Here is a 26466-nt window from a genome sequence, read left to right as displayed (position 1 = left end):
ACGCCGCCCTACTGGCCCACTTTTGCGCCGCCCTTGACATCGACGGAAACGGGGCTGATCACCATCTCGCCGCTTCCCCCGGCGCGCCGCATTCCGGGCAAAGTGGGCGTGTCGCTGCATTATGCGCTTGAGGTTCATGACGACGACGGCGCCGCCCTTCCGCCCAACACGCTGGGTCAGATTGCGGTGCGTGGCACCAACCTGTTCTCGGAATACTACAATGACCCCGAAACGACCGCTGCATCCATTCGTAACGGGTGGTTCTACACCGGCGATATGGGCCAGCTGGACGAGGATGGGCAGCTGGAACTGGTTGGGCGCAAGAAAGAGCTGATCAATCGGGGCGGCGAAAAGATCTCGCCCTTCGAGATCGAGGAGGCGATCCGCGCGCACCCGGCCGTGCAGGACAGTATTAGTTTTGCCATGCCGCACCGGACACTTGGGCAGGTCGCGGCAGCAGCTGTGGTGCCAAAGTCCGGTCAGGACGTGACCGAGGATGACATCAAGGCGCATCTGCGCACGCGTCTGGCCGCGTTCAAACTGCCGACCCCGTTATTCTTCGCCAAGGATATTCCGCTGGGAAAGACAACCAAGCCGGACCGTATCGGGGCGCCCGAATATTATGGGCTGCTGTCGGAGGCCACCGATCCCGATCCAAGCACTCACCCGACACCGGCCCCGGAATCCGGGCTTGAACGCACCATTGCCACGCTCTGGGCCGAATGCCTTGGCGTGGACGCCGTATCCCCCAACGCCAATTTCATCGAAGCAGGCGGGGATTCCCTGCAGGCCATGCGGCTTTTGGGGGCGATCGAGGAGGTCACAGGGATCTGGCTTGCGACGGATGTGATTTTTGAACAGGGCGCAACGGTCGCAGGCATGGCGGCGATGATCCGACAGAAGCGCGACGTCGCCGTCACGCCTCAGCCCCCGAAACCTGCCCCCAGATGGACAGTGCAACGCATTGCGAAAGGGGTTCAAAGACGGCTGCGCGCCGCAGCCAAGAAACTCAGGCCAGTCAATGACGCCAATGAGGTCCGGCCGTTGCCCGATGGCGTGGCGTTCGAGGATATCGTGCAGCGTCTCAATCAGATGACACGGGACTGGCCGGGAACCCGCTTGTCAGACCGATTGCCGGTGTACGGGTTTAACCTGACTGGATCGCGCCCGCCTTTGGTCTGGTGCTTCAACGATACGCGCGAACCCGTTGCCTTGGCGGCGGGGTTGGATCCCGACCAGCCCTTGATCGCGCTTCGCTCGTTGAACTTTGTGCTTGGAGACCGGTCGCTTCGGCAGGACTATATTGATGATCTGGCGGATCTTTATCTGAGCTGCCTAAAAGACGCAGGCCAAGCCGATCTGGCAGGGTTTGGCGGGAATTGCGGCGCGGGTCCCATTGCGGAACGAATGGTGCGGGTGTGGAACGATCAGAGCGACCACCCGGCCAATCTGATCTTACTGGAAGCAGAGCCTTTAGCGCCCTATGCGGGGCCACTTCACATGGTGTTCGGCCGCGAAAGCCATCGCTTCAATCCGTTCTTCACCCGCGACGATCCGGTCGCCGAATGGCAAAAACTTCACGCAGCCCCCAGTTTCGACATCATCCCCGGCGATCACGGAGAGTATTTCGAGCCAGATACCGTTGGCGATTTGGCACGCTCGATCGACGTGGCGCTGAGGGTGCGCGGGGCGTAAGACCTGCTTACTTTTTCTCAAACACGATGATCGCTTCACCAATGCGCACACCGTATCGCGAGACGTAGGCGCGATTGAGCACGCGGTCATCGCTCAGCATCCACATCCAGTCATCGAAATCGACACGCATCGTGCCCTTTCTGACAGGTAGATCAATGCGATAGGCCCAATTGAAGGTGTCGCCATTCTCGCGTCCTGTTGCGGTGCCAATCACCCCCGGAGCGGTGCCTTGCCATGTGTCCTCGCCGGTCTTTTCAAGCGTCCAGATGCGCTGTTCGGTTTCGCCGTCGTCATAGGTGAAATCTTCGACCAAGGTCAGCGTCTGGCCATCCCAGTCGCCTGTGATTTCCACATCGAACCGGCGTTGCACCGTCCCAAACAGGTCTTGAAACTGACCGCGGGCAACGGATTCCCCTTCAAAGAACTCCTCAAGATTAAGTTCGCGATCCGACAGCGGGGGATCTTGCAGATCCGGCCGTCCTGCGCAGGCGGATAAGGTCACAGCTGCCACAGCCAGCGCTGCGAATATGCGTTTCTTTCCGGTCAGCATGATCTTGTCCTCCTGCTTCGTTTGGGATCAACGGGTTGGATCGGGCCGCATGGTGGCCACCAGTTCAGCCACCTTGATGCCGAATTTGCGCATTTCCGAGCGGTTCAGGATCACGCCGCTTTCGGTCATGTAGAGCCAGTCGGTCACGCTGAGCGTGTGGCCCCCGGCCTCGGCCGGCAGGACGATGTCATAGGTCATCTTGATGGTCGACCCGGACACCGTGCCCTGTGCTGTGCCGACGATGTCATCGGCGGTCGCAGTGAAGGTGTTGTTGTCACCCAAGGTCAGGAACCATTTGCGCGCTTGCGTGCGGCCGTTGGAATAGGTGAAGTCCTCGGTCAGGGTGCCGGTTTTGCCCTCCCACTGGCCGACCATGCGGGCGGTGAAGCTGTTGGTGACGCGACCGGTGGGGCCATAGATCAGGCCCTCGGACAGGATTTCGCCGGACAGGTGTTCGGTCAATGATATGGCGGGTCCGGTGTCGGCATAATCCGCAGGGGCCTGCGCCTTGAAGCTGAAGAATATGTTTCGGGCGACGATGGCCACAAGGACCAAGACAAGGAAAGCTGTGAGGAGTTTCATGGGGTTTGGTCCTCTGTAGGCAGCGCAAGCACCATGGCCAGAGCGCCGAGTTTCAGAATGCAGGGAATAATGGCGTACGAGATATTCAGCGCGGCAAGAGCGTCTGCGCTGTTGATGCCGCCGGGGGTAAAGCCGTTTCGTTCGAGCAGCGGCAAGGTCGCGAAGGCCGCCAGCGCAAGCCCGAGCTTCCCGGCAAATGACCAGATCCCAAAGGCCAGCGAAGGTTTCAGCCCCGCCCGCGTCAGCACGACCGAAAACATCGCGGGAAGGATCACCATATCCGCGCCGAGGGCTGCGCCGGAGGCCACGCAGATCACCGCGAACCCGAACAGGTTGCCCGGCGCAAGAAATGCCGCACCGATAAAGCCCAGAATGGCCAGCGGCATGGCGATCAGCAGTGTGCGTTTCGGGCCGACGGCATGGGCGATGCGGGTCCAGAGCGGCACGCTGACCCCGGCGCTGAGGAAGAACAGGATCAAGAGCGGTCCGGCCCGATCAGGAAGCTGCAGGCGGTCCTCGACAAAGAACAGAAACAGCGTCGACGTGATCGCGACGGGCAGGCTGTTGACCAAGGCCAGCGCAAGCAGTTTCAGCGCACCGGCCTGAACAAGACCCTGAAAGCTCAGGCGATCGCCGGGAAGGGGCGTGCGGCGCCAGATCGGAAGGGTCAGAAGCGCGGTGGCGACGGCCAGCACGCCTAGAAACACGCCGAAGCTGGGATAGCCCTGCGCGCGGGCACCCATCGCGGCCAGAAGCGCCGGGGCCATTGCCGCAAGGATCACGCCGCCCAACATGCCGACCTCTCGGTACGCGGCCAGTGTCATCAGCGCGCGCGGGGTTGGGCTGTTTGCCAATGTCGCGCTGCGGCCGTAAAGCAGGATCATCCCAAGGCTGTAGGCGGAAAACAGCAGGATCAGGATCAGGACGAGCTCGGTCGTAACACTCGGACCTGGGGCAAGGGTGAAGAGCAGGGGGAAGCCCACCGCAAGACCAAGCGCGGCGGTCACGGCAAAGACGCTTTGCGCGCGCGGCCAGCGGTCGATGGCCCAGCCGATCAGCGGGTCTTGGACAAGGTCAACCAGACGGATCGCCAGCAGAATTGCCCCCACCGCCCCAAGCCCCAGCCCAAGGTTCACCGAGGCAAACCGGGGCAGGTGGATATATAGCGGTATGCCAGCAGCAGCCAGCATCAGGGCATAAAGACTGACACGCGGATAGGTCATCAGTCGCTCCGCAGTAGGCTGGTGAAGCGACGCGAGCGTGTGTTGTCGCCCAGAAAGATCCCCATAAAGCGGGCCTTGATCTGGGGATGCGACAGGGTGCAGGTCCGGGTGTCATTCCGCCAGAAGGTCAACGTGTTAGGAACATCCGAGACTGCGGTATAACGGTCGCCTTTGCGCACATCGAAGAAACACTGATTCAGCTGTGCGCGCACGGGCAGGGTGCCGCCGGTGCGCGCGAATTCTCGCATGGTGCCTTCCACAAGGTCATAAGCGGTCAAGTTGCGCAGATAGGTCAGTTCCAGCGCGAAGTCCTTGTTCCAGTCAAGGCGCGCACCCGACGGAGTGAACAGCCGCGCCTTGTAGAGCGGAAAGCCAAGGAACCGCAGCGTTGCCTCGCCCCGCAGTTCGGCATCCGGCAGAGCCGAATTGACCGGCGAGGCGTTAACGGCGTGGCCCACCATGATCAGCAGGCAAAGAAGCACGGGCCTAAGCATGGGCCAGCTCCACTTGCACAACATTTGTGTGGCCCACGGCGAAGGATGCCGCGCAGATTTCGAGGTAGTATTGCCAGTTGCGGAAGAACGCCTCGCCATAGCCCAGCTCGGTGATCTTGAGTTTGCGTGCGACCAGACGTTCGGACCAGATGCGGCAGGTTTTGGCATAGTCTTGGCCAAAGGCGTGGTTGTCGTTGACCTTCAGGCCCGCACGGCCCGCTTGATCCGCGATCACCGCGTCAGACAGCAACATGCCCCCCGGAAAGACGTATTGGCGGATGTAGTCCGAGGACGTCTTGTAGGTGTCAAAGAACGCGTCCTGTACGGTAATGGCCTGCAACAGTACACGACCACCTTCGGCCAGCTTATTTTTCAGAACCGAGAAATAGCTGGGCCAATAGCGCGCCCCCACAGCTTCGATCATCTCGATCGAGACGATGTTGTCATATTGGCCTTCAATGTCGCGGTAGTCGCGCAGTTGAATATCCGCACGACCGTCAAGGCGGCTGTCGGCGTAGTTGTGTTGATTGCGCGAGATGGTCACGCCGGTCACGTCTCGGCCTGCATCGGCGGCAGCCTCTGCAAACCCGCCCCAGCCGCAGCCAATTTCCAGCGTCCGCGCCCCATCGCTGAGACGCGATAGCGCCCGGTCATTCTTGTTCTTCTGGGCACGGGAAAGATCGTTATCGCCCGTGTCGAAAATGCCCGACGAATAGGTCATCCCTTCGTCCAGCCACAGCGCGTAGAACTCGTTCCCCACATCGTAATGCGAGCGGATGTTCTTGCGCGATCCACGGCGCGAATTGGCGCGTAGGATCGTATCGACCAGACGGAATTTCGCCTGATTGAAGGGGCTGGCTTTGTCGAACGCGCCCAGTTGGTCGCGGTTGCGCATCGCGAGCGCCACAAGCCCTTCGATCGAGGGCGTATCCCACAGGCCCTGCACATACGCCTCGCCCAGCCCGACCTGACCATGCGCGGCCAGCGCAGACACGGCAGACCAGTCGCGGATCACCATCTCGGCCTCGGGGCCAGATGTGCCGAACTGAAAGCGTTCGCCTTCCGGGGTGCGTAGGGTCAGTTGGCCGTCATGCAGACGCGCGCAGGTCGACAGGAATTGTGACTTCAGTTTCTTGTCCGCAAATCGCATGGGGCTCTCCTTTGGTGGTGTGGCGGTTGTTCAGGGCGCGCACGATGCGCATGGCGCTGGCGATGCCGTCTTCGTGGAACCCGTGACGGTTCCAGGCGCCGGTAAACCAGGTGTTGTTGTTGCCTTGCATGGCGCGGATGTCCTGCTGCGCCTTCAACGCGGCGCGGTCAAAGACGGGATGGGCAAATTCCACCTCGTCATAGATCGCGTCGGCAGGGATCTCGGTCGACGGGTTCAGGGTGACGAACAGCGGATCGTCTTCGGGAATGTTCTGCAGACGGTTCATCCAATAGGTGACGCCGATGGCCCCATTCTGCGAGCGATAAGCCCAGCTGGACCAGCAGTCGCGGCGGCGGGGCATCTGGGCGGGGTCGCAATGCAGGACGGCTTTGTTGGGCTGATAGCGGATGCTGCCAAGGGCTGCTACCTCGTCTGGGCGGGCGTCGCTTCCCAGAATGGCCAACGCCTGATCCGAATGGCAGGCTAGAATGAGTTCGTCAAAGGGCTGAGGCGGCGCGCCTTCTGCCACAAGGCTGTCGCCAAAGGCGCTGCGCGTCACGCTCTCCACCGGGGTGCCGGTGCGCAAGGTGACCCCGCGCGCGATCAAAGCGGCTTCCAGCCTGCGGACATACTCGATGCTGCCGCCTTTGACGGTCCACCACTGATGCTCGCCTGTACCGGCGAGAAGCGCGTGGTTGCGGAAGAAGCGGACCAGAGATTTTGCAGGGAATTCGTCGACCTCGGCCACAGGGGTGGACCAGATCGCACCGCACATCGGCATCAAATAGTCGTCGCGAAAGGTCCGGCTCAGGCCCAGCTCGTCCACCAGATCCCCGATGGTTTTGTCGTCGTCAGTCGCGGCGGCCTCGGCACGTTTTCCGAAACGCAGGATGTCGGCGATCATGCGATAATATCGGGGGCGCAGGAGGTTGCTTTTCTGCGCAGTGATGGCGCGCAGGGTGTTCAGACCGTATTCCAGACGCCCATTGTCGATGCTGGCCCCAAAGCTCATCTCGCTTTTGATGACGGGCACATCAAGCTCGCGAAACAGCTGGGTCAGGAACGGGTAGGTGGCGTAGTTGAACACGATAAAGCCCGTGTCGACCGGCTGATCGCCATTCTTGCCTGCCATAACGGTGCGGGCGTGCCCGCCCAGGCGAGGGGCGGCCTCAAACAGGGTGACGTCGTGGTAGGGGGACAGATAGTAGGCGGCGGAGAGGCCCGAAATGCCACCCCCGACGATTGCAATTCTCTTTCGCTGTCCCTGTGTTTGATCGAACATGCCAACCCCTTTTCGCGTTTGTTATGCAGGGATTACGGCCGGGGTACGGGGCTGGATCACAAAAAACGCAATGTTTGCAAAATAATATGATCCGGCGTGCGCCCGCGCGCGTAGGATAAGTATCATGATCAGTCATATCCAAGCCAAAACCCATCATGCTCGCAGGGGCTCTTTGAAGAACGCGTTCACCTATGGGGTGGACTTCGTTCTGACGGATCTGTCCGAAAAGGATACCCCGTGGCTTTTGTCGCGCAATCGCTGGAATCTCTGGTCGATCTGGGATCGCCGCCATGGCGGACCGCGCGATGACGGGCGCGGTGTCGCGTGGTTTCGCGAGGTGCTGGAAGAGCGTGGATTTGATCCCGAAGGGGCCGAGCTGCTGCTTCTGACGCAGCCCAGCTTTCTGTGGTTCCATTTTAATCCGGTCAGCTTCTGGGTGGCGCTTGTGGATGGCACGCCGCGCGCGTTTGTGGCCGAGGTCAACAGCACCTTCGGCCAGCGCCATTGCTATGTCTGCGCGCACGAGGATTTCCGGCCGATCGACGCGAAGGATCGCCTGACGGCGCGCAAGCTGATGCATGTTTCGCCCTTCCAGAAGATCGAGGGGCAGTATCACTTCAATTTCGGCCTGACCGACGATGCGGTGAACATCCGGATCGACTATCGAAACGGAGATCAAGGCGTGCTGGCGACCCTTGCTGGAAAGCGCAAGAAGGCCACCAGCGGATCGTTGCTGTGGGCCGCAGTGCGCCGTCCGCTTGGGGCGGCGCGGGTCGTTGCGCTGATCCACTGGCAGGCGGCCATCCTCTATCTGAAACGTGCGCCGTTCCTGAAGAAACAACCGCCCGCAGAACAACTTGTGTCTGATGGGGGAGCGCTGAACAAATGACCCACTTCTCAGGCAAAACCTTCTGGCTTGTTGGCGCAAGCGAGGGGTTGGGGCGTGCTCTGGCCCAGCAACTCAGCGATGAAGGCGCGCATCTGATCCTCTCGGCCCGCAATGCAGACCGGTTGGAAAGCCTTTGCGAAGGTCTGCCGAACGCACGCGCCTTGCCGCTGGATGTCACAGATCTGACCGCCGTACGCGCCGCCGCGCTTCAGGTCGGCACGATTGATGGCGTGATCTACAACGCGGGCGCCTATACCCCGATGCGCGCGACCGAATGGGACAGCGCCGCCGCGTTGGCCATGTGTGACGTGAACTTCACCGGCGCGATGCGGGTTTTGGGCGAGGTCGTTCCGGACTTCGTTGCGCGCGGCGCAGGCGACGTCACCCTTGTGGGATCGCTTGCGGGCTATCGCGGCTTGCCCGCCGCAATCGGCTATGGCGCCAGCAAGGCCGCCTTGGTCAGTCTGGCCGAGACCATGCGTTTTGATTTGAAAGACACGGGCGTGACGGTCCGTCTGGTTAATCCCGGTTTCATTGAGACGCGCCTGACTGCGAAGAACGACTTCAAGATGCCGATGCTGATGAAGCCCGAGGCTGCTGCAACCCGTGTGCTGCGCGCCATGACTAAGCGGCGGTTTCGCACCGATTTTCCCGCGCCGTTTTCATGGTTCATGTGGCTTCTGGCCTATCTTCCGGACATTCTGGTCTACCGCGGAAAATAAAATGGGCGCCTTGTTCCCAAGGCGCCCGAAGCTTTGCGATATGACCGCTGATCTTAATGGCAGGCAGGGCGGGTGCCCGGCAGTAGAACCTTGTCGATCACGTGGATCACGCCATTGTCGGCCATGATGTCAGCAATGATCACATTTGCCATCTCGCCCGTACCATCGGCGATCATCACGCCGTCCGAGCCTGCGGTGATGCACAGGCGTTCGCTGGCCAGGACCGGTTTGAAGTAGTTCGATCCGGCGGGGATCATGCCCGCGGTCAGCTTGCGGTCATCGACGTGATACAGCAGCACGTTGGTCAGCTGAGCTTTGTTTTCAGGCTTCAGCAGGTTGTCCACGGTGCCTTTAGGAAGGGCCGCAAACGCATCATTGACCGGGGCGTAGACGGTGAAGGGGCCGGGGCCGGACAGGGTTTCGGCCAAACCAGCGGCCTGAACGGCAGCGACGAGGGTCGAGAAACGTTCGTCGCCGGCGGCGATGTCGACGATCGTATCGGCAGTGGCGGCGCCTGCAGACAGGGCAATTGCGGCGGCTGCGGCGGCAGATTTAAGGGCGGTTTTCATAAGGACTTCTCCATGTTGATGCGCGTGTGGCGCGAGATGTATCTGTGGTTCGTATGGAGGTTACGCAGGGGAAGTGTCGCCGGATCACGACCTCACGAATGCGTGAAGGATTGTGATTTAAGCATTTGAAACAAAAAAAGAACCGCCGAATTTCGGCGGTTCTTTCATACAGATTTTCTGGTGTGTCAGATGCGGAAAATTGGCTGCAGAATACGTGGCAGGAAGGCGTTGAAGCGCAGTCGTGCATCCGTCGCGGCAAGGCAGATACAGGGATCGCCTGCGTCGGCGATCGGGGTGTGCTCAAGATCTTCATCCGCGATTTCAACGTCGCCGACCCCGAACTGCCCGGTCTCATCACTGAAGCTGCCCTGCAGCACCAAGGTCATCTCGAGCCCGTTATGGCCGTGATCCGGTACCGCCTGCCCGGGTGGAATATACAGCAGACGCACCGATCCATGCGCATCTTCGGTCAGAATGTCCTGACGTACACCCATCCCAAGCGTCTTCCATTTCAGCGCGCGGCCCTGAAGGGCCTCCATCACCGGACCGGGATAGATGCCCGAGCGATCATAGACGGGTTCGGGGACGAAAGGCGCGTCCAACTGGGCAAACAGGTTGTCCTTCAGCGACGACGACACCGGCACGGCGTCACTGTCTTCAAGGACCACACCGCCCACGGTTTGATGCGCAGCAAGGGCCACGCGGCAGTGGTCGCAAAGCGAAACATGGCTGGCGACGACCACGGCGAAAGCATGGGGCAGCGTACCGGCGGCATAGGCGGCCAGCATCGCGTCGGGGATATGATGGGTCACGGCGCTCATTGTTTTAAGTCCTTCAGCTCGTGTCTCAGTCGTTCCATTCCAAGTCGTATTCGTGATTTTATGGTTCCCAGTGGCAGGCCAGTTTGGGCGCTGATTTCTTGATGCGTCAGCTCGCCCAGATAGGCCTTTTCGATGATCTCGCGCTGCTCCGGCTTGAGATTGGCGAGGGCCTGTCGCAGCAGTCCTGCCTCTTGTTCAAGCCCGACAACTTGACTGGCATCCGCCTCGCTTCCCGGATCTTCCTTCAGCTCCTCGGGGACGGGCCGGCTTTCCTTGCGCGTGATGTCGATCTGGCGGTTCCGCGTAATCTGATAGATCCACGCCGAGACCTGCGCCCGATGCGGATCAAACTGCGCGGCCTTGCGCCAGACCGTCAGCATCACATCCTGTACGATCTCTTCGGCTTGGGCCGCGTTTGTCCCGGATTTCATGATGAAACCCTTCAGGCGCGGTGCGAAGTAATCAAACAGCTTTGCAAATGCCTCGCGGTCCTGATTGTCGCGGATGGCGATCATCCAATGGGTTTGGTCGGAATAACCGATACATTCTGGCGGCACAGATTTTGCCTCGTTAAAACGCGCGCCAGTCGCCGGCGCGCTTGATGTCGTGAGTTCTATGATTTCCTGTACCATAACACGCTTACGCGCGCGCACTCTATTTGGATCTCTTTTTTGTGCCGAGTGTGCTTTGTTTGGCGATGAGGCCCGGCGGGCCTAGTGAAAATCCCGGCTGGGGAACAGGCGTTTGGCCTGATCGCGCGGATGCATGGCACGCGAGGGATAGCGGGACTGTTTCGGCGTGTCGTCGGTGCGCGCGCCCTCGGTCGTTAGGGCTTCGGGCATCGGGTGGCCCAACTCGTAGAGCTTATAGGACAGGTCGGTGATTTCCTGCGCGATCAGGTGCACAACGATGCCTTCGCGTTGCAGATAGCCCGTGACCTGCAATAGCCGCGCGCCCATGACGATGCGGCGGTGGCGTTCATAGACCTTGGGCCAGACCACCACATTGCAGACGCCGGTTTCGTCCTCCAGCGTCAGGAAAATCACGCCCGAGGCCGTGCCGGGGCGCTGGCGGGTGATGACAAGGCCGCAGACCGAGTGGCGGCCCAGCGGCACCTCTTGCAGGGTGTCATGGCGGGTCAGGCCGGGGATCTTGGGGCGCAAAAGCTCCATCGGGTGGGCGCGCAGGGTCAGGCGGGTGGCGACATAATCTTCGACGACTTCCTCGCCCAGATGCATGGCGGGCAGAGTGACCTGTGGCTCGTTGATGCTTTCGCCGTCAATTGGGTCGTTGAAAAGCGGCAGAGGCTTGGGGCTTTGGATTGCCTTGACCTGCCACAGCGCATCGCGCCGGGTCAGGCCCATGTCCGCGAAGGCGTCGGCCTCGGCCAGACGTTCCAATGCGGCGGGGATCAGGCCCGCGCGCAGCCACAGCGCTTGCGGATCCGGATAGCCATTGCCGCGCGCCGCCACAATCCAGCCAGCGTCTTCCTCGCGAAATCCCTTGATCTGGCGAAAGCCCAAGCGCAGCGCCAGCGTGCCGTCCGGGCGGCGTTCCAACCGGTTGTCCCAGTCTGAATGGTTCACGCAGATGGGCCGCGTTTCGACCCCATGTTCGCGCGCATCCCGCACGATCTGGGCGGGGGCGTAGAACCCCATGGGTTGCGAGTTCAAAAGCGCGCAGGCAAAGACCGCCGGGTGGTGGCATTTCATCCAGGCCGAGACGTAAGCCAGCATGGCAAAGGCCGCTGCGTGGCTTTCCGGGAAGCCGTAATCGGCAAAGCCCTCGATCTGGCCAAAACAGCGGTCGGCGACCTCGGCGCTGTATCCGTTTTTTAGCATGCCGGTGACGAACTTGTCGCGGTATTGCCCGATGGTGCCCATTCGCCGGAACGAGGCGAGCGAGCGGCGCAGGTGGTCGGCTTCTTCCGCAGTGAAGCCCGCGCCGACCACAGCGATCTGCATGGCTTGCTCCTGAAACAGCGGCACGCCAAGGGTGCGGGCGGTGACTTGTTCCAATTCTGGGCCAAAGGGTTCGGGCTTTTCCAGCCCCTGACGCCGCTTGATATAGGGCTGCACCATGCCGCCCTGAATGGGGCCGGGGCGGACGATGGCGACCTCGATCACCAGATCATAGAAGGTCTGCGGCTTCATCCGGGGCAGGAAGTTCATCTGAGCGCGGCTTTCGACCTGAAACACCCCGACGGCATCGGCGGCACACAGCATGTCATAGGTGGTGGGGTCTTCCTGCGGGACGCTGGCAATGCTCAGATCCTGCCCCTCGAATTCGCTGAGCAGCGCAAAGCTTTTGCGCAGGCAACTGAGCATCCCCAGCCCCAGAATGTCCACTTTCAGAATGCCCAACGCGTCGATGTCATCCTTGTCCCAGCAGATGACGGTGCGGTCCTCCATCGCGGCGTTTTCGATCGGGGCCAACTCGTCCAGCCGCCCGCGTGTGATGACGAACCCGCCCACATGCTGGGACAGGTGGCGGGGGAAGCCGATGACCTCACGGATCAGGTGGATGGTCTGCATCAGGCGGCGATCGTCGGGGTCCAGTCCCAGCTCGCGGATGCGCTCCAGATCGACGCCGCCATTGCTCATCCCCCAGATTTGGCCGGATAGGCTGGCGGTCACGTCTTGCGATAGGCCCATGACTTTGCCGACTTCTCGGATGGCGGCGCGGCTGCGGAAGTGGATGACCGTGGCACACAGCCCCGCGTGATGGCGGCCGTATTTTTGGTAAATCCACTGGATCACCTCTTCGCGACGCTCATGTTCAAAATCCACATCGATATCCGGCGGCTCGCCCCGATATTTCGAGATGAACCGTTCAAACACCATCGAGATCATGTCGGGGCTGACATCGGTGATGCCCAGAAGATAGCAGAGGATCGAGTTCGCCGCCGATCCACGCCCCTGACACAGGATGCCCTGCGATTTGGCGAACTGCACAATGTCATGGACGGTCAGGAAATAGGCGGGGAAATCCAGCTCTTTCACCACCGCAAGTTCCTTGGCCATCAGCGTGCGCGCGCGGTCCGGCGCGCCATTAGGATAGCGCCGTGCCAACCCCTCATGCGCCAGCCGTTCCAGCCGGGCAAAGGGGGGCTCGGTCGCGTCTTCTTCATGGGGGTATTCATAGGACAGCTCGCCCAGATCAAAGCTGCACCGGTCCGCGATTTCCAACGTGCGGCGGATCGCGCCGGGGTGGTTGCGAAACAGGCGGATCATGTCGGGTGCAGGCTTGATGCGCCGTTCGGCATTGGGCAGCGCGCGGGTGCCAATTTGGTCGATGGTGATATGCTCGCGCATGCAGGTCAGCACATCCGCCAACTGCCGACGGCTGGCGTGATGCATCAGCACATCCCCCACCGCCACCATCGGGGCCGAGGCCCGGTGCGCCAAGTCAGAGCAAGCCGTCAGATAGGCCTGATCGCTGCCGTCATAGCGGGGGGGCGCCCCCAGAAAGACGTGATCGGGAAAGCGGCGGCGCATCTGCTGGATCTCGGACACGGCCTGCCTGAACCCCTTTTGCGGCAGGGCGATCAGGATCATGCCCTTGCACGCCTCCAGCAGGTCCTTGGTGTAAAGGATACACTGGCCTTTCTCGGCCCGGCGCTTGCCCAAGGTCAGCAGACGTGTCAGGCGCTGATAGGCGGCGCGGTCGCGGGGCAGGGCGACCCAGTCCACCGTGCTGTCCTGCAACACCAGACGGCATCCGGCGATGAGCTTGGGCAGTTGGACGGTGTCGGGTTTGGCAATTGGCGTCTCTTGCCCCACGGGCTGCCGCGATGACGCATCCACCCGCTGTTGCGACTGGATATTCACCGCCGCCTCTGCCTCTTGCCGAAGCTGCTTGAGGGCCGACCACGCGCGCACCACCCCGGCCAGCGAGTTGTGGTCGGTGATGGCGATGGCAGAGAGGCCAAGCTCGGCGGCGCGGACAATCAGCTCTTCAGGATGCGAGGCGCCCGTTAGGAAGGTGAAGTTCGTGGTGACGCAAAGCTCGGCATAGGAATTTCCCTGCGTCTGCAGGCTGCGCAGATGGGGTGGCGGTGGGGTCATGCGAATTCCCCCTGTACGAACCAGCCGGGATTTTGCGGTGTGTAGAACAGCCACAACCGCCGTCCTTGCGTGGTCTCGACCCGCCAGTAATCGCGCAGGCCCGTGCGCCAGTTGTCATCGGGAAGCCACCATTCCGGCGCGATGCGCTCGGGCCCCGTGGCGCGCCCGGTGGTCAGCGACATGCGCCGCCAGCGAAAGCGTTTCGGGGGCTGTGGGCCGTGGGCGGCAATCGCTTCGGGTTGGAAGAGCGTCAGGGGACGGGGCTGCGTGCAGGCCCATGGGGCGCCGCGCGTGGCCTCGGAATACGCCACAGGAGCAATCAGGAAGCTGCGTTCGGGGATGTGGCTGTCGGCGGGCAGAAAACGCTGGATGTTCTCCAGCCCGATCCGCGCGCCGATCCGGGTGACCAGATCTTCAAGCTGCCCCGCGCTGCCGTTTTGCGTGGTCGAGGCATGGGTGATCTGCTGGGCGCGCAGGGGCTCGACTTGGGTGGCGTGCAGGCGGAGTTGGTCAATGCCGAAACCTGCATCGACCTCGGCCAGACCACGCTCAAACAGCGGCAGGATGCGCTGGGGATCATGCAAGGCGCGGGCCAGTCGCAGCTCGACATCCTGACTGTCCTGATCCACCCGGCGCACCGTCACGACCAGCACCCGCGCGCCCATCTCGTGCGTTTGCAGCTTGGCGCAAAGCTGATCCAGCAGACGCGAAACGCCGGCCATCACATCCCCGATCAGGCCGATGGGTTCGGGCAGAGTCATGCGGATGCCGAAATGGGGCGGGTCGGCCAGCGGGGTCACGTCCTCGGGCTGCTGGCCCAAGGCCTGATCCAACCGCATTAACACGTCCGGCCCAAAGCGCCGCGCAAGGGGCGCGCGGGCGGTGCTGGCCAGATCGCCGATCTTGCGCAGGCCCAGCCGTTCCAGCGCGGTGGTGGTCTTGTCCCCCAGCCGCAGCGCCGCCACAGGCAGTGTCTGAAGCACGGGCAGAGGATCGCCTGCGGGGGCCACACCCTCGCCGAAATGCGCCAAGGCCCACGCTGCGCCGCGGGTGTCGGCCATCCCGATCTGCACGGATAGCCCCGCGCGCATCAGGCGCATGCGCATATCGGTCAACATCCGGTCTTCGCCGCCAAACAGGTGGGTGGCGCCGGTCACGTCCAAGACCAGCCCATCCCGCCCCTCAAGCCCAACCCACGGGCAATAGCGCGTGGCCCAGCGGCGCAGAAGATGCAGGAAGCGGTCGTCCTGCGGTAGGTCCACCGGGGCGGTTTGCAGATCCGGGCAAAAGGCGCGCGCGTCAGAGAAGGGCATGCCCGCGTGCAGCCCCTGTCTCAGCGCCTGCGTGTTCAGGCAATAGAGCCGATCCGTGTTGCTGATTTTCTGGGTCAGGGCAAAGGGGCCATCCAGCGGGCAGCGGCGTAGAACCCGGTCACTTGCCAGCCGGGGGAACCACAACGACACGACGCGACGCCCGATCCCATCGAACATACCAAACACCCAATGTTCCTGATTTGTTCTTTTTAAGCTCCCACCGATGCAGAGTCGAGTCCTCGCCGCCATATTCCGGGTCAAAAACGGGCGCGCAGTGCCAGCGCGTTTCAGCCGCGTTGCTGCCCATGCCTTCGGAAATCAACGCCAAACCCGTGGATTTCCCATCGCGGGCGGCCAGTTGCAGGCGGCGACCCTCGGTCAGGCCAAGGGGCTTGTGCAGGGCCATGACAACCAGCGGCACGGCCCCGTCGCGCAACGCTTCCTCTGCGACGGCCAAGGATTGCATCTGGTCCTTGGTGTTGCACAGGGCAAAGTCTGCCGGGTCGATGAAAGGAGCAAAGCCGTTGGGATTGATCTGCGCCGCATCCCATCCGCCGCGCACCCAAAGGCACGGCCCGCCCAGACGTGCGGCCAGCACAAAGGCAAAGACCTGCGCGCCGGGGCCATAGACCTCGTGTGTGCGGGTCTTGGCAGGGGGGAAGTGAGGCCGGTCGAGAATCTGCATGAGACCAGATTAGCATCGCGTCACCAAAAGGAACATATACGGAACAAAACCGCCCGCTACACGGAGGCGCAGCGGGCGGTAAATCTGTCAGCGGTGGACGGCGTGGATCAGTCCAAGAATGCCTTCTCGACCACATATTGCGCGGGTTTCGAGTTCGCGCCTTCCTCAAGCCCGTATTCCTCGAACATCTCTTTCAGTTCTAGGTTAAAGGCCAGGTTGCCGCAGATCATCGCGCGGTCGGTGTCGGGGTTCAAAGGCTCAACGCCCAGATCCGCAAATGCCTCGCCCGAGCGCATCAAGTCGGTGATACGGCCCATTTTCGGGCTCTCTTCACGGGTGGTGGTCGGGTAGTACTTGATCTTCTTCCAGAAGCCTTCGCCGATCACTTCGTTCAAGAGCTCGTCGTGTTTCAGGCTTTCGATCAGGTTCGCACCATAAGTCAGCTCGCCCACTTCGCGGCAGGTGTGGGTGATGATGACCTCGTCGTAATCCTCGTAGGTCTGCGGTTCACGCAGCAGCGAGGCGAAGGGCGCAAAGCCAGTGCCAGTGGCGAAGAACCAGATGCGCTTGCCGGGCAGCAGGGCGTCATGCACCAGCGTGCCAACAGGTTTGGGGCGCAGGATGATCTCGTCCCCCACTTCAAGGTGCTGCAGCTTCGAAGTCAGCGGCCCATCCGGCACTTTGATCGAATAGAATTCAAGCTCTTCATCCCAGCTGGGCGAGGCAATCGAATAGGCGCGCAGAAGCGGCTTCTGTTTGCCGGTCTTCGGGTCCGGGTCGCCCATCAGGCCGATCATCACGAACTCGCCCGAGCGGAAACGCAGGCTGGCAGGGCGCGTGCAGCGGAAGCGGAACAGGCGGTCGGTGTAATGTTCAACTTCGGTCACCGTCTGCGCGTCGGGCAGGGTCGGGACCGGTTTTACTTTGGTTTCAGCATCCATAACGGGCGTCACTTCATTCATCAGCGTAAAGCGAGGCACGGTGCCTCGCCCTTTCTTGTCAGAGTATATAGGGGGGTTGCGAAGGGCGGTCTAGCCGGTCATCCGCGACCTATAGTCATAGGCTTTCCAGTCCGCCCGGTACTGCCATTCGGCTTCCGGCTGGCGCTGGGCCAGCTCGTCCGAGATCTCGACCTCGTCAAAGCCCGACCGGCGCGCCATCGCATATTGATCCGAGATCACGTGGCCGTGGGCGCGCAGGCGACCCTCGTAGCCCAGAAGGCGCAGTTGACGGCCCAGCGTAAAGCCGCGCCCATCTGCGAAGGACGGGAAGTCGATGCGGATGGCAGGCACGCCCACCATCAGATCAGCCAGCGCCGCCGGATCCGTGTCCGAGGCGATGTGCAGACCGCGCGTATCATTGGCAGCGCGCTCGTCCGGGGTTGCGAACCCTTCGGTCCAGTCGTCACGGGCAAAGCCGTTATCGGTTACAATCACGCTCATGCTTCTGCTCCTACGCGAACCATTTTTCCGTCGACAAAGTGAATGCCGCATTCCGTCTTTTCGGCCCCGCGCCAGCGTCCGGCACGCGGGTCTTCACCGGGTTTCACAGCCGATGTACAGGGCGCACAGCCGATCGACGGGAAGCCGCGTGCGACCAGCGGGTGCTTGGGCAGGCGGTTGTTGATCAGGTAATCCTGCACGTCCGATGCCGCCCAATGGGCCAACGGGTTGACCTTCAGCAGACCGTCTTCAGCTTCGAAGAACTCCAGATCTACGCGCTTGCCGCCCTGAAAGCGCTTGCGCCCGGTGATCCAGCCGTCAAACCCGTTCAAAGCACGGTCCAGCGGTTCGACCTTGCGCAGCTCGCAGCAGGCATCGGTGTCAGCCAGATGCAGAATGTTGTCCGGGTCGCGGGCAAACAGATCTTCCGCGTCCGGGTGAATGACCCGTACATCCGTCAAACCCAGCTTCTCAGCCACTTCGACCTGATAGTCGAGCGTTTCCTGGAACAGCATTTGCGTGTCCAGAAAGATCACCGGAACGGTGCGGTCGACCTTGGCCACAAGATGCAGCAGCACAACGCTTTCCGCACCGAAGCTGGATACCAGAGCAAGCGAGCCGATGGTGCTGTCCGACAGCGCCCGTTCCACGACCGAGGTCGCGGAATGGTGCTTGTAGCGGTCATTTAGATCGGCCGCGCGCTCTTCCGCGGGGGGAAGGGGGAGTTCAAGCGGCATTGGTCTTGTCCTCCTCCGGATACAGAGCAGCCTTGAACGGCGCTTCGCCAAGGCGGCGATAGGCGTCGATGAAGGTCTCGCCCTCGTCCTCGCGCAGCTCTAGATAAGCGTGCACAAGGCGTTCGATGGCCGGGACGATCTGGTCATAGGCAAAGCCGGGACCCGCCCGCTTGCCAATCACAGTGTCCGGGCCGGCGTCACCACCCAAGGTGATCTGATAGTTTTCCACGCCCGCACGATCCAGACCCAGAATGCCGATATGGCCCAGGTGGTGGTGCCCGCAGGCGTTGATGCAGCCCGAGATCTTGATCTGTAGATGGCCGATATCGTGCTCGATTTTCAGCGCGTCGAAACGTTCCGCAATCTCTTGCGCGACAGGGATCGAACGGGCTGTGGCCAGCGCGCAGTAATCCATGCCCGGGCAGGCGATGATGTCCGAGATCAGGCCAGCATTTGCGGTCGCCATGCCATGCGCACGCAGGGCGGCAAAGATCGCGGGCAGGTCCGAACGGTGGACATGCGGGAAGATCACGTTCTGCTCGTGGCTGATGCGAATGTCGCCGTGGCCGAACTCTTCTGCCAGATCGGCAAGCACGCGCATCTGATCGGCGCTCGCGTCACCCGGCGTGGCGCCATGCGCCTTCATCGAGATTGTGACGATCCCGTATCCGTCCGCGCGGTGGTCATCCACGTTGGTGTCGCTCCACGAGCGGAAGATCGGGTCGGCGTCGCGGGCGGCGTGGTAGCCGTCCAGCGATGCGGTCTTGAACTCCGGCGCTTTAAAGTCCGCGGCGATATTCGCGAAATGCTCTTGATCCACACCCGAGAAGAGCGGGCGCAGTTGGGCAAAACGGGCCTCGACCAGATCATGGATCGCCTCGATCCCGTTCTCCATCGTGGTGATCTTGATGCGCGCCTTGTACTTGTTATCGCGGCGACCCAGCGTGTTGTAGACGCTGACGACAGCCTCGACATAAGGCAGCAGATCTTCGCGCGGCAGGAAGTCTTTCAGGACTTGACCCACAACGGGCGTACGGCCAAGGCCGCCACCGACGAGGATCTGGTAGCCAATCTCTCCGGCCGCGTTCTTCACGATGCGGATGCCGATATCATGCGCCTTGGTGACAGCACGGTCAGCTTTCGATCCGGTCACAGCCAGCTTGAACTTGCGTGGCAGGAATTGGAATTCCGGGTGGTCGGTGGACCACTGACGCAGCAGCTCGGCGGTGGGGCGGGGGTCTTCAACCTCGTCCGCGGCGGCGCCGGCGAAATGGTCGGCGGTCACGTTGCGGATCGTGTTGCCCGAGGTCTGGATGGCGTGCATGCCCACATCGGCCAGCGCATCCAGCATATCCGGAATGTCCGACAGGCGCGGCCAGTTGTATTGGATGTTCTGACGCGTGGTCCAGTGGCCATAGCCCTTGTCCCAGCGTTCGCCGATCATCGCCAGTTGGCGCATCTGGTTCGGGTTCAGCGAGCCATAGGGGATCGCGACCCGCAGCATATAGGCGTGCAGCTGCAGATAAACGCCATTCATCAGGCGCAGCGGCTTGAATTCGTCTTCGGTCAGCGCGCCCGAGATGCGGCGGCCGACTTGCTCGCGGAACTGCGCGACACGGTTGCGCACGAAGCTTTCGTCGAAATTGTTGTAATCATACATTGGCCACGGCCTCCGGTGCCGATTGCTGTGTCTGTTTGCCATGGAAACGGTTCGACGGGCCGGTGGCACGGAACGCTTCGCGGAAATGGGTGGGGATCGGGCCGGTGGGGCCTGCGGCGGCGTCCGCCAGATAGGGGCCAACGGCGATACCGGGCTCGTCCGTGGCGCGTGCCAATTGGGTGTTTGCCTCGGCCTCGTCCTCGATCAGCCATGCCATACACATGTCGCGGACCCACGACCCGTTACGGGCCATATAGATTACGTCACCTTCGATCAGATCGTTGGCGGTTACCACTTTGGGGCTAAAAGGGCGGGGCATGGCATGTCCTTTCCGGTTGCGTTCGGGCTTTATATAGGACATTTTCCCATTATTCCGCGAGGTGTCGCGGTAAATAAGGAATGTTGTTTCGGTTTGCGCGTCAGTTGGAACGCTTGGACCAGAAGAGGGGAAAAAGCGGAATGTCTGTTCGGCTGGACGAGATCGACCGGAAAATCCTGCGCGAGCTTCAGCGCGATGCGGGGCAGTCTTTGGACGTAATTGCCAAAAAGGTTGGGTCATCCAAGACGCCCGTGTGGAACCGGATTCGCAAGATGCGCGAAAATGGGGTGATCGGGCAGAACACCATGGTCATGGATGCCGAAAGCCTTGGATTTGAAGCTTGTTTCTTCGTTCTGATCCGCACGTCCGAGCATGAGGCCGACTGGCAAGAGAAGTTTCTGGCCGCCCTGCGCGCGCGCCCCGAGGTGATGGAAGCGCACCGGTTGGCGGGTGAGATTGATTATATCCTGAAGGTCCGCGTGAAGAACGCCCGTGCCTATGACGAATTCTATCAAGCGCTGATCTCTGAGGTGAAAATCTTCAACGTCACCGCGCTGTTGTCTATGGAAGAGATCAAGTTTTCGACCGAGCTGCCGATCTGATACGCTGTCGGTGGCTCACGTCGTGAGCCTGAGGGGCTTTGCGCCTTGCGCTGCGCGCGTCCTTCGGGCGAATTGGTCCCCCGGACCAATTCCGGGAAGCCCTCGGACACCCCAAGGTATTTTCGGCAAGAGGAAGGTGTCAGGTCTTTACCATCAAGCCTGAGAGCCCGTGGAAGTGATAGACATTTCCGTATTTCGGCGGCGCTGTGATGGTCAGGTTCGGGCAACGGTCGAATAGTATTGGGAGCGCGTATTTGAGCTCTAGCCGGGCCAGCGGCGCGCCGATGCAGAAATGTACCCCGGCACCGAAGGCGGTGTTCTGTTGGGTGCGACGGGTCGGATCAAAGGTGTTGGGATCGTCCCACATGTTCGGGTCGCGATTGGCCGCGCCCAGCAGCAATCCAATTTCATCCCCGCGCTTGAACGCCTGCCCATAGAGCGTCGTGTCTTCATAGACATGGCGGGTGAACATGTGCAGCGGCGGGTCGAAGCGGAGGGTTTCCTCGATCGTTGCGTCAATGGCGTCTGGGGACAGGGCGGTAGAGGGAGTACCTTGTTCCAGAAGGGTTTTTACGGCGATGGCCATCGCGTGCACGGTGGCTTCGTGGCCCGCGTTCAAAAGTAGGATGCAGGTCGAAATCAGCTCGTCCGTGGACAGCTTTTCGCCTTCTTCCTCGGCTTGGATCAGTTCGGTAATCAGGTCGTCACGCGGGTCGCCACGCCGCTGGTCCACGTAGTCGCGCATGAAAGCGACGAAGGCCTCGGTGGCGGCAATCGCCTCGTCTTCGACCGCGCGAGTGCGGCGGGCTTGATACATCGAGACCATGGCATTGGACCAGCGCAGCAGGTCATCGGCGCGGGTCTCGGGGACGCCCAGAAGGCGGCAAATGATGATCACAGGGATACGGGTGGCGAAAGCGGGAAGAAGGTCAAATTCGCCGTCTGGAAACGCGTCGATCAGGTCGTGGGTCAGGGCCTCGATTTCGGGGCCTAGGGCCGCAATCCGGCGTGAAGTGAAAGCGCGTAGAACCAGTTTGCGCAGGCGCGTGTGGCGGGGGGCTTCCAGTTCCAGCATCGAATGCGCCTCGACCGCGTAAAACGGGGCCAGATGGTCGGGAAACTGGCGTGGCTCAACGGGTTCACGCCCGAAACGACGGTCGCGCAACAGCGCATTCACCGCGCGAAAGCTGACCGCCATGGGCAGGTCGTAATCGGTCCAGAAGAACAGGTCCCCTTCCGCACGTGCGTGGTCATAGAAGGCATAGGGGTTCTGGATAAATTCGGGATCCGTTGGGGATTGGCTCAGTCGCTTCATGCGCGCATGTTCCTTAAAGCGGCTGGTCAATGCAAGAGGCCTTTCCTATGCTGCCCTCATGTTGCGGTTTCTGCATACGAAGTGGATTTTTCCCTTTCTTCTCGGGACGCTGGTGATCAGTGCCGGGGTCTGGGCGGTGGCGTGGCGGGCGGCATTAACACCGCTGGCAGAACAGGCGTCGTCGGAACTGGAGCTGGCGACCGACCAATTGACGCGCCACCTGTTTCGCTATCGGGAACTGGCCGTCGTGTTGGCGCGCCATCCGGATTTGAGGGCCCGACTGAGCGGCGAGGCCGAGGACCCACGCACCGCGGATGATCTGCTGCGCGCCATGGCGGATATGACCGGCGCGCATCAGCTTTTGCTGGTCGATGCCAGTGGGCGCGTATTGGCGGCGTCGCATCAGACACAGCACTAGTTGGATCCGGCTGGGGCGATGCTGCACCGTGCGTTGACAGGTGCTTTGGGGTCGGAAGCCGAGTTTCAGGCGGTGGGTGATGACAGCCTGCGCCGGGTGTTTTCCTTCGCAGCGCCGGTTCTGGGTGAGGGAGAACAGGGCCAGGGCGCGGTGATCGCCCGCACGAACCTTCTGGATTTTGAAGAGAACTGGCCGTCGACCGCCTCGGCGTTGTTTTTCACCTTGAATGACACACGCGTTTTTGTGTCGAACCGGCTGGATCTGGTTAGTGCTGCCCGACCATCCGAAGGGTTTTTGAACAGCAGCGCCAGCCATTGGACGGGACACGAAGTTTGGGCGATCGAAGCTGGACCCTACCTTCCCGATAGTGCGCTGCATCTGACCCGCGATCTGTCGACTGTCGGGTTGAATGGTGAAATCCTGCTGGATACCGCGCCTGCCGAGCGCAGCGCGGCCCTGTTGGCGGCCATTGCCGCCGCGATTTGCTTGGGGATCGGTGGACTTCTTCTGGCGGTTGGCGAACGCAGGCGTGCGTTGAATGAAAGATTGCGCATCGAAGCTGCCGCCAACGCGCGGCTTGAGGCCCGGGTGGCAGAGCGCACGCAAGCGCTGTCCGAAGCGAACCTCGATCTGCTGCGGGAAAACCGCGAACGGCGCGAAGCTGAGGCCGCGTTGAAAAAGGCGCAGGATGATCTGGTACAAGCGGGCAAGCTGTCGGCGCTTGGGCAGATGTCAGCGGGCATTAGTCACGAGTTGAACCAGCCCCTGATGGCGATCCGCAGCTTTTCCGAGAACGCCACACTGTTTCTTGAGCGCGGGCAGGAGGAGCAGGCCGGGCAGAACCTGACCCGGATTTCCGAACTGTCCCACCGCATGGCGCGGATCATCAAGAACCTGCGCGCCTTTGCCCGGAACGAAGCCGAACCGACCGGCAAGGTTGATCTGGGACAGGTTGTGTCGACGGCGGTCGAGCTGACGGAACCGCGGCTTAAGGCGGATCGGGTTACGCTTGATTGGACGCCTCCGGCCACGCCGGTATTTGCTAAGGCGGGCGAGGTGCGGTTGTCTCAGGTTTTCGTCAACCTGATCAACAACGCGGCGGACGCCATGATGGAACAAGACGACCGGCATATTCGGATCGTTGTGAACGCGGGCAAGACCCTGTCGGTGACGGTTCAGGATAGCGGGCCGGGCATTGAAGACCCTGACCGCATTTTTGAACCCTTCTTCTCGACCAAGCAGGTGGGGGACGAGGGCATGGGGCTGGGGCTGTCGATTTCCTATGGGCTTGTGCAAAGCTTCGGGGGTGATATTCGCGGGCGCAATTGCGAAAACGGGGCGATGTTCACGGTCGAGCTGCCCTATTGGAAGGACGCGGAATGACACAGACGGTGTTGTTGGTTGATGATGACATGATGGTGCGTGAAGCGCTGGGCCAGACGTTAGAGCTGAACGGTCTGACGGTGATCGCGGCGGGCAGCTATGTCGAAGCTAAGGATCACATCCAGCCCGACTTTCCGGGGGCCATTCTGTCGGATATTCGTATGCCCGGGAAGGATGGCTTCGCGCTGTTGCAGCAGGCGCAAGAGGTTGATCCTGATTTGCCTGTCATCTTGTTGACGGGCGAGGGCGACATTCCGACCGCCGTGCGCGGGATGACCGAGGGGGCGTTTGATTTTCTGGAAAAGCCCTGTGACCCGAATACGCTGCTTTCAGTGATTGGGCGGGCGCTGCAGACCCGGGCGCTGGTGTTGGAAAACCGTGCCCTGCGCGCCAAGGCGCAGACCGGTGACGCGGCAGCGCGTCTATTGATCGGTGAAAGTGCGCTGGCTGAGGAGCTAAGGGCGCAGATCCGCGCGGCTGCCACCACCAACGCCGAGGTCCTGATCTGTGGCGAGCCGGGGTCGGGCACGTCCAAGGTGGCCGAGGTTTTACACCTACTGTCTGGCGATGCCACGCGGCCTTTCGTCAAACTGGCGGCGGCGGGGTTATCCGCCGAGGATCTGATGGACGGGGTGAAACGGGCCGAGGGCGGCACCTTGTTTTTGGACGAGGTCGGCGCGCTGGAGGCTGCCGTGCAATACAAACTGCTGGATCTGCTCGAGCAGCCCGGCAACTGGCGTATGGTGGCCGGAAGCTATCGCGATCTGGAAGCAGAGCATCAGGCGGGCCGCTTCAATGCGGACCTCTATTATAAGCTGGATCTCTTCCGCATTCGCATCCCGGCCCTTCGCGAGCGGAAAGAGGACATCCCGCTTCTGTTCCGCCACTATGTCTCGATCTCGTCCGAGCAGGCAGCATTGACCCCGCCCGAGATCGGGCAGGATGCGATTGCGCAGCTGATGGCTCAGGACTGGCCGGGCAACGCGCGGGCCTTGATGAATGCGGCTATGCGCTTTGCGATGGGGCTTGGTTTGGGGCAGATGGACAGCCCTCAGGATGACACGGGGTTGGGCTTGGCCGAGCAGTTGGCGCAGGTCGAACGGTCACTGCTGATGGATGCTCTGAAACGTCACGGCGGCGGAGCGAGTGCGGCGGCGAAAGAGCTGAAACTGCCGCGCAAGACCTTCTATGACAAGCTGGCACGGCACGGGATTCGGCCCGAGGCATTTCGCGGCTGACTGTGCGGATTTCCGCACAAACCCCACAATCACCTGTGTGACTTTCCGCCCATGCTGCAGCTGCAAGTCCGCTATTTCCTCAGCGTCAAGCGCGACAACCTGCAGTAAACAAAAGAAAAAACCAACATTTCCTGAGTTTTTTCTGGTTCCCCTTGGCGGCGTCACGAAGCCGTGAGCCTATAGAGCAGTTGCCCATTTTTGCGGCGCTTACTCTATCTGTCTGGGAGGACACCACATGAAATTCCTGACCATTGCGGCTTCGGCCCTGGCCATTGCAGCCTCTGTCACCACCGCGCAGGCGGCCTGTGACGACGGCGAGATCGTGATCAAGTTCAGCCACGTAACCAACACCGACAAGCACCCGAAAGGGATCGCTGCGTCGCTTCTGGAACAGCGTGTCAACGACGAGATGAACGGCAAAGCCTGTATGGAGGTTTTCCCGAACTCGACGCTCTACAACGACAACAAAGTTTTGGAAGCCATGCTGCAGGGCGACGTTCAGTTGGCTGCACCGTCGCTGTCGAAATTCGAAAAGTTCACCAAGAAATTCCGCATCTTTGACCTGCCGTTCATGTTCAACGACATCAACGCGGTCGACGCCTTCCAGGCTTCGGAAAGCGGTCAGGCCCTTCTGGACAGCATGCAGCGCCGCGGCCTGCAAGGGCTGGCCTATTGGCACAATGGCATGAAGCAGATGTCGGCCAACAAGCCGCTGGTTCTGCCGACCGATGCTGCCGGCCTGAAGTTCCGCGTGCAGTCGTCGGACGTGCTGGTTGCCCAGATGGAAGCCATCGGCGGTAGCCCGCAGAAAATGGCCTTCTCGGAAGTCTATGGCGGCCTGCAGCAGGGTGTTGTGGACGGTCAGGAAAACACCTGGTCGAACATCTACGGTAAGAAGTTCTTCGAAGTTCAGGACGGCATCACCGAGACCAACCACGGTGTGATCGACTATCTGGTTGTGACCAACATCGATTGGCTGGAAAGCCTTGATGCCGATGTACGCGATCAGTTCCTGACCATCCTGTCGGAAGTGACCACCGCACGTAACGCGGAATCGACTGCCGTGAACGAAGCTGCCAAGCAGTCGATCATCGACGCCGGTGGTGAAGTTCGTCAGCTGGACGCCGCACAGCGTCAGGCATGGGTCGATGCGATGAAGCCGGTTTGGGACCAGTTCTCGGACGATGTAGGCCAGGAAAACATCGACGCGGCACAAGCCATCAACGCAGGCTCGTAAGCCATAGAAAACTCTCCGGGACGCGCATCAGCGTCCCGGAACACCACTGGTGTCGCGGTGCCCCATCGGGCCC

General features: G+C 61.4%; 26 protein-coding genes. 8 read left to right on the top strand and 18 right to left on the bottom strand.

Annotated elements, in window-relative coordinates; translation table 11 throughout:
- The coding region (locus EOL43_RS09775) for a non-ribosomal peptide synthetase (protein ID WP_205669543.1) at positions 1 to 1695 on the top strand (1695 nt) is incomplete at its 5' end.
- Positions 1696 to 1702: 7 nt separating this feature from the next.
- On the opposite strand, the gene EOL43_RS09770 is transcribed toward EOL43_RS09775, so the two are convergent.
- The 6 genes from EOL43_RS09770 to EOL43_RS09745 are packed head-to-tail and all read right to left on the bottom strand — an operon-like array spanning position 1703 to position 6976.
- Positions 1703 to 2245, bottom strand: coding sequence for a DUF3833 domain-containing protein (locus EOL43_RS09770; protein ID WP_133488026.1), 543 nt, complete (start codon positions 2243 to 2245; stop codon positions 1703 to 1705).
- A gap of 27 nt (positions 2246 to 2272) precedes the next feature.
- Positions 2273 to 2827: a DUF3833 domain-containing protein gene (locus EOL43_RS09765; RefSeq protein ID WP_133488024.1), complete on the bottom strand. Its 555-nt coding sequence runs from the start codon at positions 2825 to 2827 to the stop codon at positions 2273 to 2275.
- Positions 2824 to 4050 (bottom strand): MFS transporter, encoded by a 1227-nt coding sequence (locus EOL43_RS09760; RefSeq protein WP_133488022.1) that lies wholly within the window; start codon positions 4048 to 4050, stop codon positions 2824 to 2826. The genes EOL43_RS09765 and EOL43_RS09760 overlap by 4 nt, the downstream gene beginning before the upstream one ends.
- On the bottom strand, positions 4050 to 4544 hold the full coding sequence (locus EOL43_RS09755; protein WP_240686517.1) for a chalcone isomerase family protein: 495 nt from the start codon (positions 4542 to 4544) through the stop codon (positions 4050 to 4052). Before EOL43_RS09755 ends, EOL43_RS09760 begins: the two co-directional genes overlap by 1 nt.
- On the bottom strand, positions 4537 to 5694 hold the full coding sequence (locus tag EOL43_RS09750; RefSeq protein WP_133488018.1) for an SAM-dependent methyltransferase: 1158 nt from the start codon (positions 5692 to 5694) through the stop codon (positions 4537 to 4539). The genes EOL43_RS09755 and EOL43_RS09750 overlap by 8 nt, the downstream gene beginning before the upstream one ends.
- On the bottom strand, positions 5633 to 6976 hold the full coding sequence (locus EOL43_RS09745) for an NAD(P)/FAD-dependent oxidoreductase (RefSeq protein ID WP_133488016.1): 1344 nt from the start codon (positions 6974 to 6976) through the stop codon (positions 5633 to 5635). Before EOL43_RS09745 ends, EOL43_RS09750 begins: the two co-directional genes overlap by 62 nt.
- A gap of 124 nt (positions 6977 to 7100) precedes the next feature.
- Here EOL43_RS09745 and EOL43_RS09740 point away from each other — a divergent pair, with 124 nt between their 5' ends.
- Together EOL43_RS09740 and EOL43_RS09735 are read left to right on the top strand one after the other, a co-directional pair.
- Entirely contained in the window at positions 7101 to 7865 is a 765-nt protein-coding gene (locus EOL43_RS09740; RefSeq protein ID WP_133488014.1) for a DUF1365 domain-containing protein, read from the top strand.
- Positions 7862 to 8587, top strand: a complete 726-nt coding sequence (locus EOL43_RS09735) for an SDR family NAD(P)-dependent oxidoreductase (protein WP_133488012.1) — start codon at positions 7862 to 7864, stop codon at positions 8585 to 8587. The genes EOL43_RS09740 and EOL43_RS09735 overlap by 4 nt, the downstream gene beginning before the upstream one ends.
- A 53-nt stretch (positions 8588 to 8640) precedes the next feature.
- On the opposite strand, the gene EOL43_RS09730 is transcribed toward EOL43_RS09735, so the two are convergent.
- The 11 genes from EOL43_RS09730 to EOL43_RS09680 all read right to left on the bottom strand — a co-directional run bounded on the left by EOL43_RS09730 (position 8641) and on the right by EOL43_RS09680 (position 20200).
- The gene (locus EOL43_RS09730) at positions 8641 to 9156 is read right to left on the bottom strand and encodes a fasciclin domain-containing protein (RefSeq protein ID WP_133488010.1); all 516 of its coding nucleotides are present in this window, start codon (positions 9154 to 9156) and stop codon (positions 8641 to 8643) included.
- Positions 9157 to 9341: 185 nt separating this feature from the next.
- Positions 9342 to 9977, bottom strand: coding sequence for a ChrR family anti-sigma-E factor (locus EOL43_RS09725; RefSeq protein ID WP_133488008.1), 636 nt, complete (start codon positions 9975 to 9977; stop codon positions 9342 to 9344).
- Positions 9974 to 10492 (bottom strand): sigma-70 family RNA polymerase sigma factor, encoded by a 519-nt coding sequence (locus tag EOL43_RS09720; RefSeq protein ID WP_205669542.1) that lies wholly within the window; start codon positions 10490 to 10492, stop codon positions 9974 to 9976. Before EOL43_RS09720 ends, EOL43_RS09725 begins: the two co-directional genes overlap by 4 nt.
- A 198-nt stretch (positions 10493 to 10690) precedes the next feature.
- Positions 10691 to 14044 carry an error-prone DNA polymerase gene (locus EOL43_RS09715; protein ID WP_133488004.1) on the bottom strand — a complete coding sequence of 1118 codons (3354 nt, stop codon included), beginning with the start codon at positions 14042 to 14044 and terminating at the stop codon, positions 10691 to 10693.
- Positions 14041 to 15534 carry a Y-family DNA polymerase gene (locus tag EOL43_RS09710; RefSeq protein ID WP_133488002.1) on the bottom strand — a complete coding sequence of 498 codons (1494 nt, stop codon included), beginning with the start codon at positions 15532 to 15534 and terminating at the stop codon, positions 14041 to 14043. The genes EOL43_RS09715 and EOL43_RS09710 overlap by 4 nt, the downstream gene beginning before the upstream one ends.
- Positions 15476 to 16042, bottom strand: a complete 567-nt coding sequence (locus tag EOL43_RS09705; protein WP_133488000.1) for an ImuA family protein — start codon at positions 16040 to 16042, stop codon at positions 15476 to 15478. The genes EOL43_RS09710 and EOL43_RS09705 overlap by 59 nt, the downstream gene beginning before the upstream one ends.
- Before the next feature lie 107 nt (positions 16043 to 16149).
- Positions 16150 to 17004: a ferredoxin--NADP reductase gene (locus tag EOL43_RS09700; RefSeq protein ID WP_133488034.1), complete on the bottom strand. Its 855-nt coding sequence runs from the start codon at positions 17002 to 17004 to the stop codon at positions 16150 to 16152.
- A 69-nt stretch (positions 17005 to 17073) separates the two neighbouring features.
- On the bottom strand, positions 17074 to 17484 hold the full coding sequence (locus EOL43_RS09695) for a DUF934 domain-containing protein (protein ID WP_133487998.1): 411 nt from the start codon (positions 17482 to 17484) through the stop codon (positions 17074 to 17076).
- The gene (locus tag EOL43_RS09690) at positions 17481 to 18221 is read right to left on the bottom strand and encodes a phosphoadenylyl-sulfate reductase (protein WP_133487996.1); all 741 of its coding nucleotides are present in this window, start codon (positions 18219 to 18221) and stop codon (positions 17481 to 17483) included. The genes EOL43_RS09695 and EOL43_RS09690 overlap by 4 nt, the downstream gene beginning before the upstream one ends.
- The gene (locus EOL43_RS09685) at positions 18211 to 19881 is read right to left on the bottom strand and encodes a nitrite/sulfite reductase (RefSeq protein ID WP_133487995.1); all 1671 of its coding nucleotides are present in this window, start codon (positions 19879 to 19881) and stop codon (positions 18211 to 18213) included. The genes EOL43_RS09690 and EOL43_RS09685 overlap by 11 nt, the downstream gene beginning before the upstream one ends.
- Positions 19874 to 20200 carry a DUF2849 domain-containing protein gene (locus EOL43_RS09680; protein WP_133487992.1) on the bottom strand — a complete coding sequence of 109 codons (327 nt, stop codon included), beginning with the start codon at positions 20198 to 20200 and terminating at the stop codon, positions 19874 to 19876. The genes EOL43_RS09685 and EOL43_RS09680 overlap by 8 nt, the downstream gene beginning before the upstream one ends.
- A gap of 140 nt (positions 20201 to 20340) precedes the next feature.
- Between EOL43_RS09680 and EOL43_RS09675 the strand changes: the two genes are divergently transcribed.
- Positions 20341 to 20802 carry an Lrp/AsnC family transcriptional regulator gene (locus EOL43_RS09675; protein WP_133487990.1) on the top strand — a complete coding sequence of 154 codons (462 nt, stop codon included), beginning with the start codon at positions 20341 to 20343 and terminating at the stop codon, positions 20800 to 20802.
- A gap of 139 nt (positions 20803 to 20941) precedes the next feature.
- Here EOL43_RS09675 and EOL43_RS09670 read toward each other — a convergent pair whose 3' ends face one another.
- Positions 20942 to 22117, bottom strand: coding sequence for a cytochrome P450 (locus EOL43_RS09670; protein WP_133487988.1), 1176 nt, complete (start codon positions 22115 to 22117; stop codon positions 20942 to 20944).
- A gap of 58 nt (positions 22118 to 22175) precedes the next feature.
- Here EOL43_RS09670 and EOL43_RS15545 point away from each other — a divergent pair, with 58 nt between their 5' ends.
- The 4 genes from EOL43_RS15545 to EOL43_RS09655 all read left to right on the top strand — a co-directional run bounded on the left by EOL43_RS15545 (position 22176) and on the right by EOL43_RS09655 (position 26393).
- Entirely contained in the window at positions 22176 to 22535 is a 360-nt protein-coding gene (locus tag EOL43_RS15545; protein WP_240686516.1) for a hypothetical protein, read from the top strand.
- An 18-nt stretch (positions 22536 to 22553) separates the two neighbouring features.
- A complete protein-coding gene (locus EOL43_RS09665; RefSeq protein WP_240686515.1) occupies positions 22554 to 23918 on the top strand; it encodes a sensor histidine kinase in 1365 nt (454 codons plus the stop codon).
- Positions 23915 to 25156, top strand: a complete 1242-nt coding sequence (locus tag EOL43_RS09660) for a sigma-54-dependent transcriptional regulator (protein WP_133487986.1) — start codon at positions 23915 to 23917, stop codon at positions 25154 to 25156. The genes EOL43_RS09665 and EOL43_RS09660 overlap by 4 nt, the downstream gene beginning before the upstream one ends.
- 235 nt (positions 25157 to 25391) lie before the next feature.
- Positions 25392 to 26393 (top strand): DctP family TRAP transporter solute-binding subunit, encoded by a 1002-nt coding sequence (locus EOL43_RS09655; protein ID WP_133487984.1) that lies wholly within the window; start codon positions 25392 to 25394, stop codon positions 26391 to 26393.
- Positions 26394 to 26466 lie beyond the last annotated feature (73 nt).

It is taken from the genome of Aliiroseovarius marinus (assembly GCF_004360145.1).
Taxonomy (GTDB): domain Bacteria; phylum Pseudomonadota; class Alphaproteobacteria; order Rhodobacterales; family Rhodobacteraceae; genus Aliiroseovarius; species Aliiroseovarius marinus.
The sequence above is the reverse complement of the archived record's forward strand: the minus strand, read 5'-3'. Positions and strand labels throughout refer to the sequence as shown.

Bases quoted from the DNA above. Each gene is read 5' to 3' on its own strand.
- EOL43_RS09770 (WP_133488026.1), bottom strand. From the start codon at position 2,245: ATGCTGACCGGAAAGAAACGCATATTCGCAGCGCTGGCTGTGGCAGCT.
- EOL43_RS09765 (WP_133488024.1), bottom strand. From the start codon at position 2,827: ATGAAACTCCTCACAGCTTTCCTTGTCTTGGTCCTTGTGGCCATCGTC.
- EOL43_RS09760 (WP_133488022.1), bottom strand. From the start codon at position 4,050: ATGACCTATCCGCGTGTCAGTCTTTATGCCCTGATGCTGGCTGCTGCT.
- EOL43_RS09755 (WP_240686517.1), bottom strand. From the start codon at position 4,544: ATGCTTAGGCCCGTGCTTCTTTGCCTGCTGATCATGGTGGGCCACGCC.
- EOL43_RS09750 (WP_133488018.1), bottom strand. From the start codon at position 5,694: ATGCGATTTGCGGACAAGAAACTGAAGTCACAATTCCTGTCGACCTGC.
- EOL43_RS09745 (WP_133488016.1), bottom strand. From the start codon at position 6,976: ATGTTCGATCAAACACAGGGACAGCGAAAGAGAATTGCAATCGTCGGG.
- EOL43_RS09740 (WP_133488014.1), top strand. From the start codon at position 7,101: ATGATCAGTCATATCCAAGCCAAAACCCATCATGCTCGCAGGGGCTCT.
- EOL43_RS09735 (WP_133488012.1), top strand. From the start codon at position 7,862: ATGACCCACTTCTCAGGCAAAACCTTCTGGCTTGTTGGCGCAAGCGAG.
- EOL43_RS09730 (WP_133488010.1), bottom strand. From the start codon at position 9,156: ATGAAAACCGCCCTTAAATCTGCCGCCGCAGCCGCCGCAATTGCCCTG.
- EOL43_RS09725 (WP_133488008.1), bottom strand. From the start codon at position 9,977: ATGAGCGCCGTGACCCATCATATCCCCGACGCGATGCTGGCCGCCTAT.
- EOL43_RS09720 (WP_205669542.1), bottom strand. From the start codon at position 10,492: ATGATCGCCATCCGCGACAATCAGGACCGCGAGGCATTTGCAAAGCTG.
- EOL43_RS09715 (WP_133488004.1), bottom strand. From the start codon at position 14,044: ATGACCCCACCGCCACCCCATCTGCGCAGCCTGCAGACGCAGGGAAAT.
- EOL43_RS09710 (WP_133488002.1), bottom strand. From the start codon at position 15,534: ATGTTCGATGGGATCGGGCGTCGCGTCGTGTCGTTGTGGTTCCCCCGG.
- EOL43_RS09705 (WP_133488000.1), bottom strand. From the start codon at position 16,042: ATGCAGATTCTCGACCGGCCTCACTTCCCCCCTGCCAAGACCCGCACA.
- EOL43_RS09700 (WP_133488034.1), bottom strand. From the start codon at position 17,004: ATGAATGAAGTGACGCCCGTTATGGATGCTGAAACCAAAGTAAAACCG.
- EOL43_RS09695 (WP_133487998.1), bottom strand. From the start codon at position 17,484: ATGAGCGTGATTGTAACCGATAACGGCTTTGCCCGTGACGACTGGACC.
- EOL43_RS09690 (WP_133487996.1), bottom strand. From the start codon at position 18,221: ATGCCGCTTGAACTCCCCCTTCCCCCCGCGGAAGAGCGCGCGGCCGAT.
- EOL43_RS09685 (WP_133487995.1), bottom strand. From the start codon at position 19,881: ATGTATGATTACAACAATTTCGACGAAAGCTTCGTGCGCAACCGTGTC.
- EOL43_RS09680 (WP_133487992.1), bottom strand. From the start codon at position 20,200: ATGCCCCGCCCTTTTAGCCCCAAAGTGGTAACCGCCAACGATCTGATC.
- EOL43_RS09675 (WP_133487990.1), top strand. From the start codon at position 20,341: ATGTCTGTTCGGCTGGACGAGATCGACCGGAAAATCCTGCGCGAGCTT.
- EOL43_RS09670 (WP_133487988.1), bottom strand. From the start codon at position 22,117: ATGAAGCGACTGAGCCAATCCCCAACGGATCCCGAATTTATCCAGAAC.
- EOL43_RS15545 (WP_240686516.1), top strand. From the start codon at position 22,176: ATGTTGCGGTTTCTGCATACGAAGTGGATTTTTCCCTTTCTTCTCGGG.
- EOL43_RS09665 (WP_240686515.1), top strand. From the start codon at position 22,554: ATGCTGCACCGTGCGTTGACAGGTGCTTTGGGGTCGGAAGCCGAGTTT.
- EOL43_RS09660 (WP_133487986.1), top strand. From the start codon at position 23,915: ATGACACAGACGGTGTTGTTGGTTGATGATGACATGATGGTGCGTGAA.
- EOL43_RS09655 (WP_133487984.1), top strand. From the start codon at position 25,392: ATGAAATTCCTGACCATTGCGGCTTCGGCCCTGGCCATTGCAGCCTCT.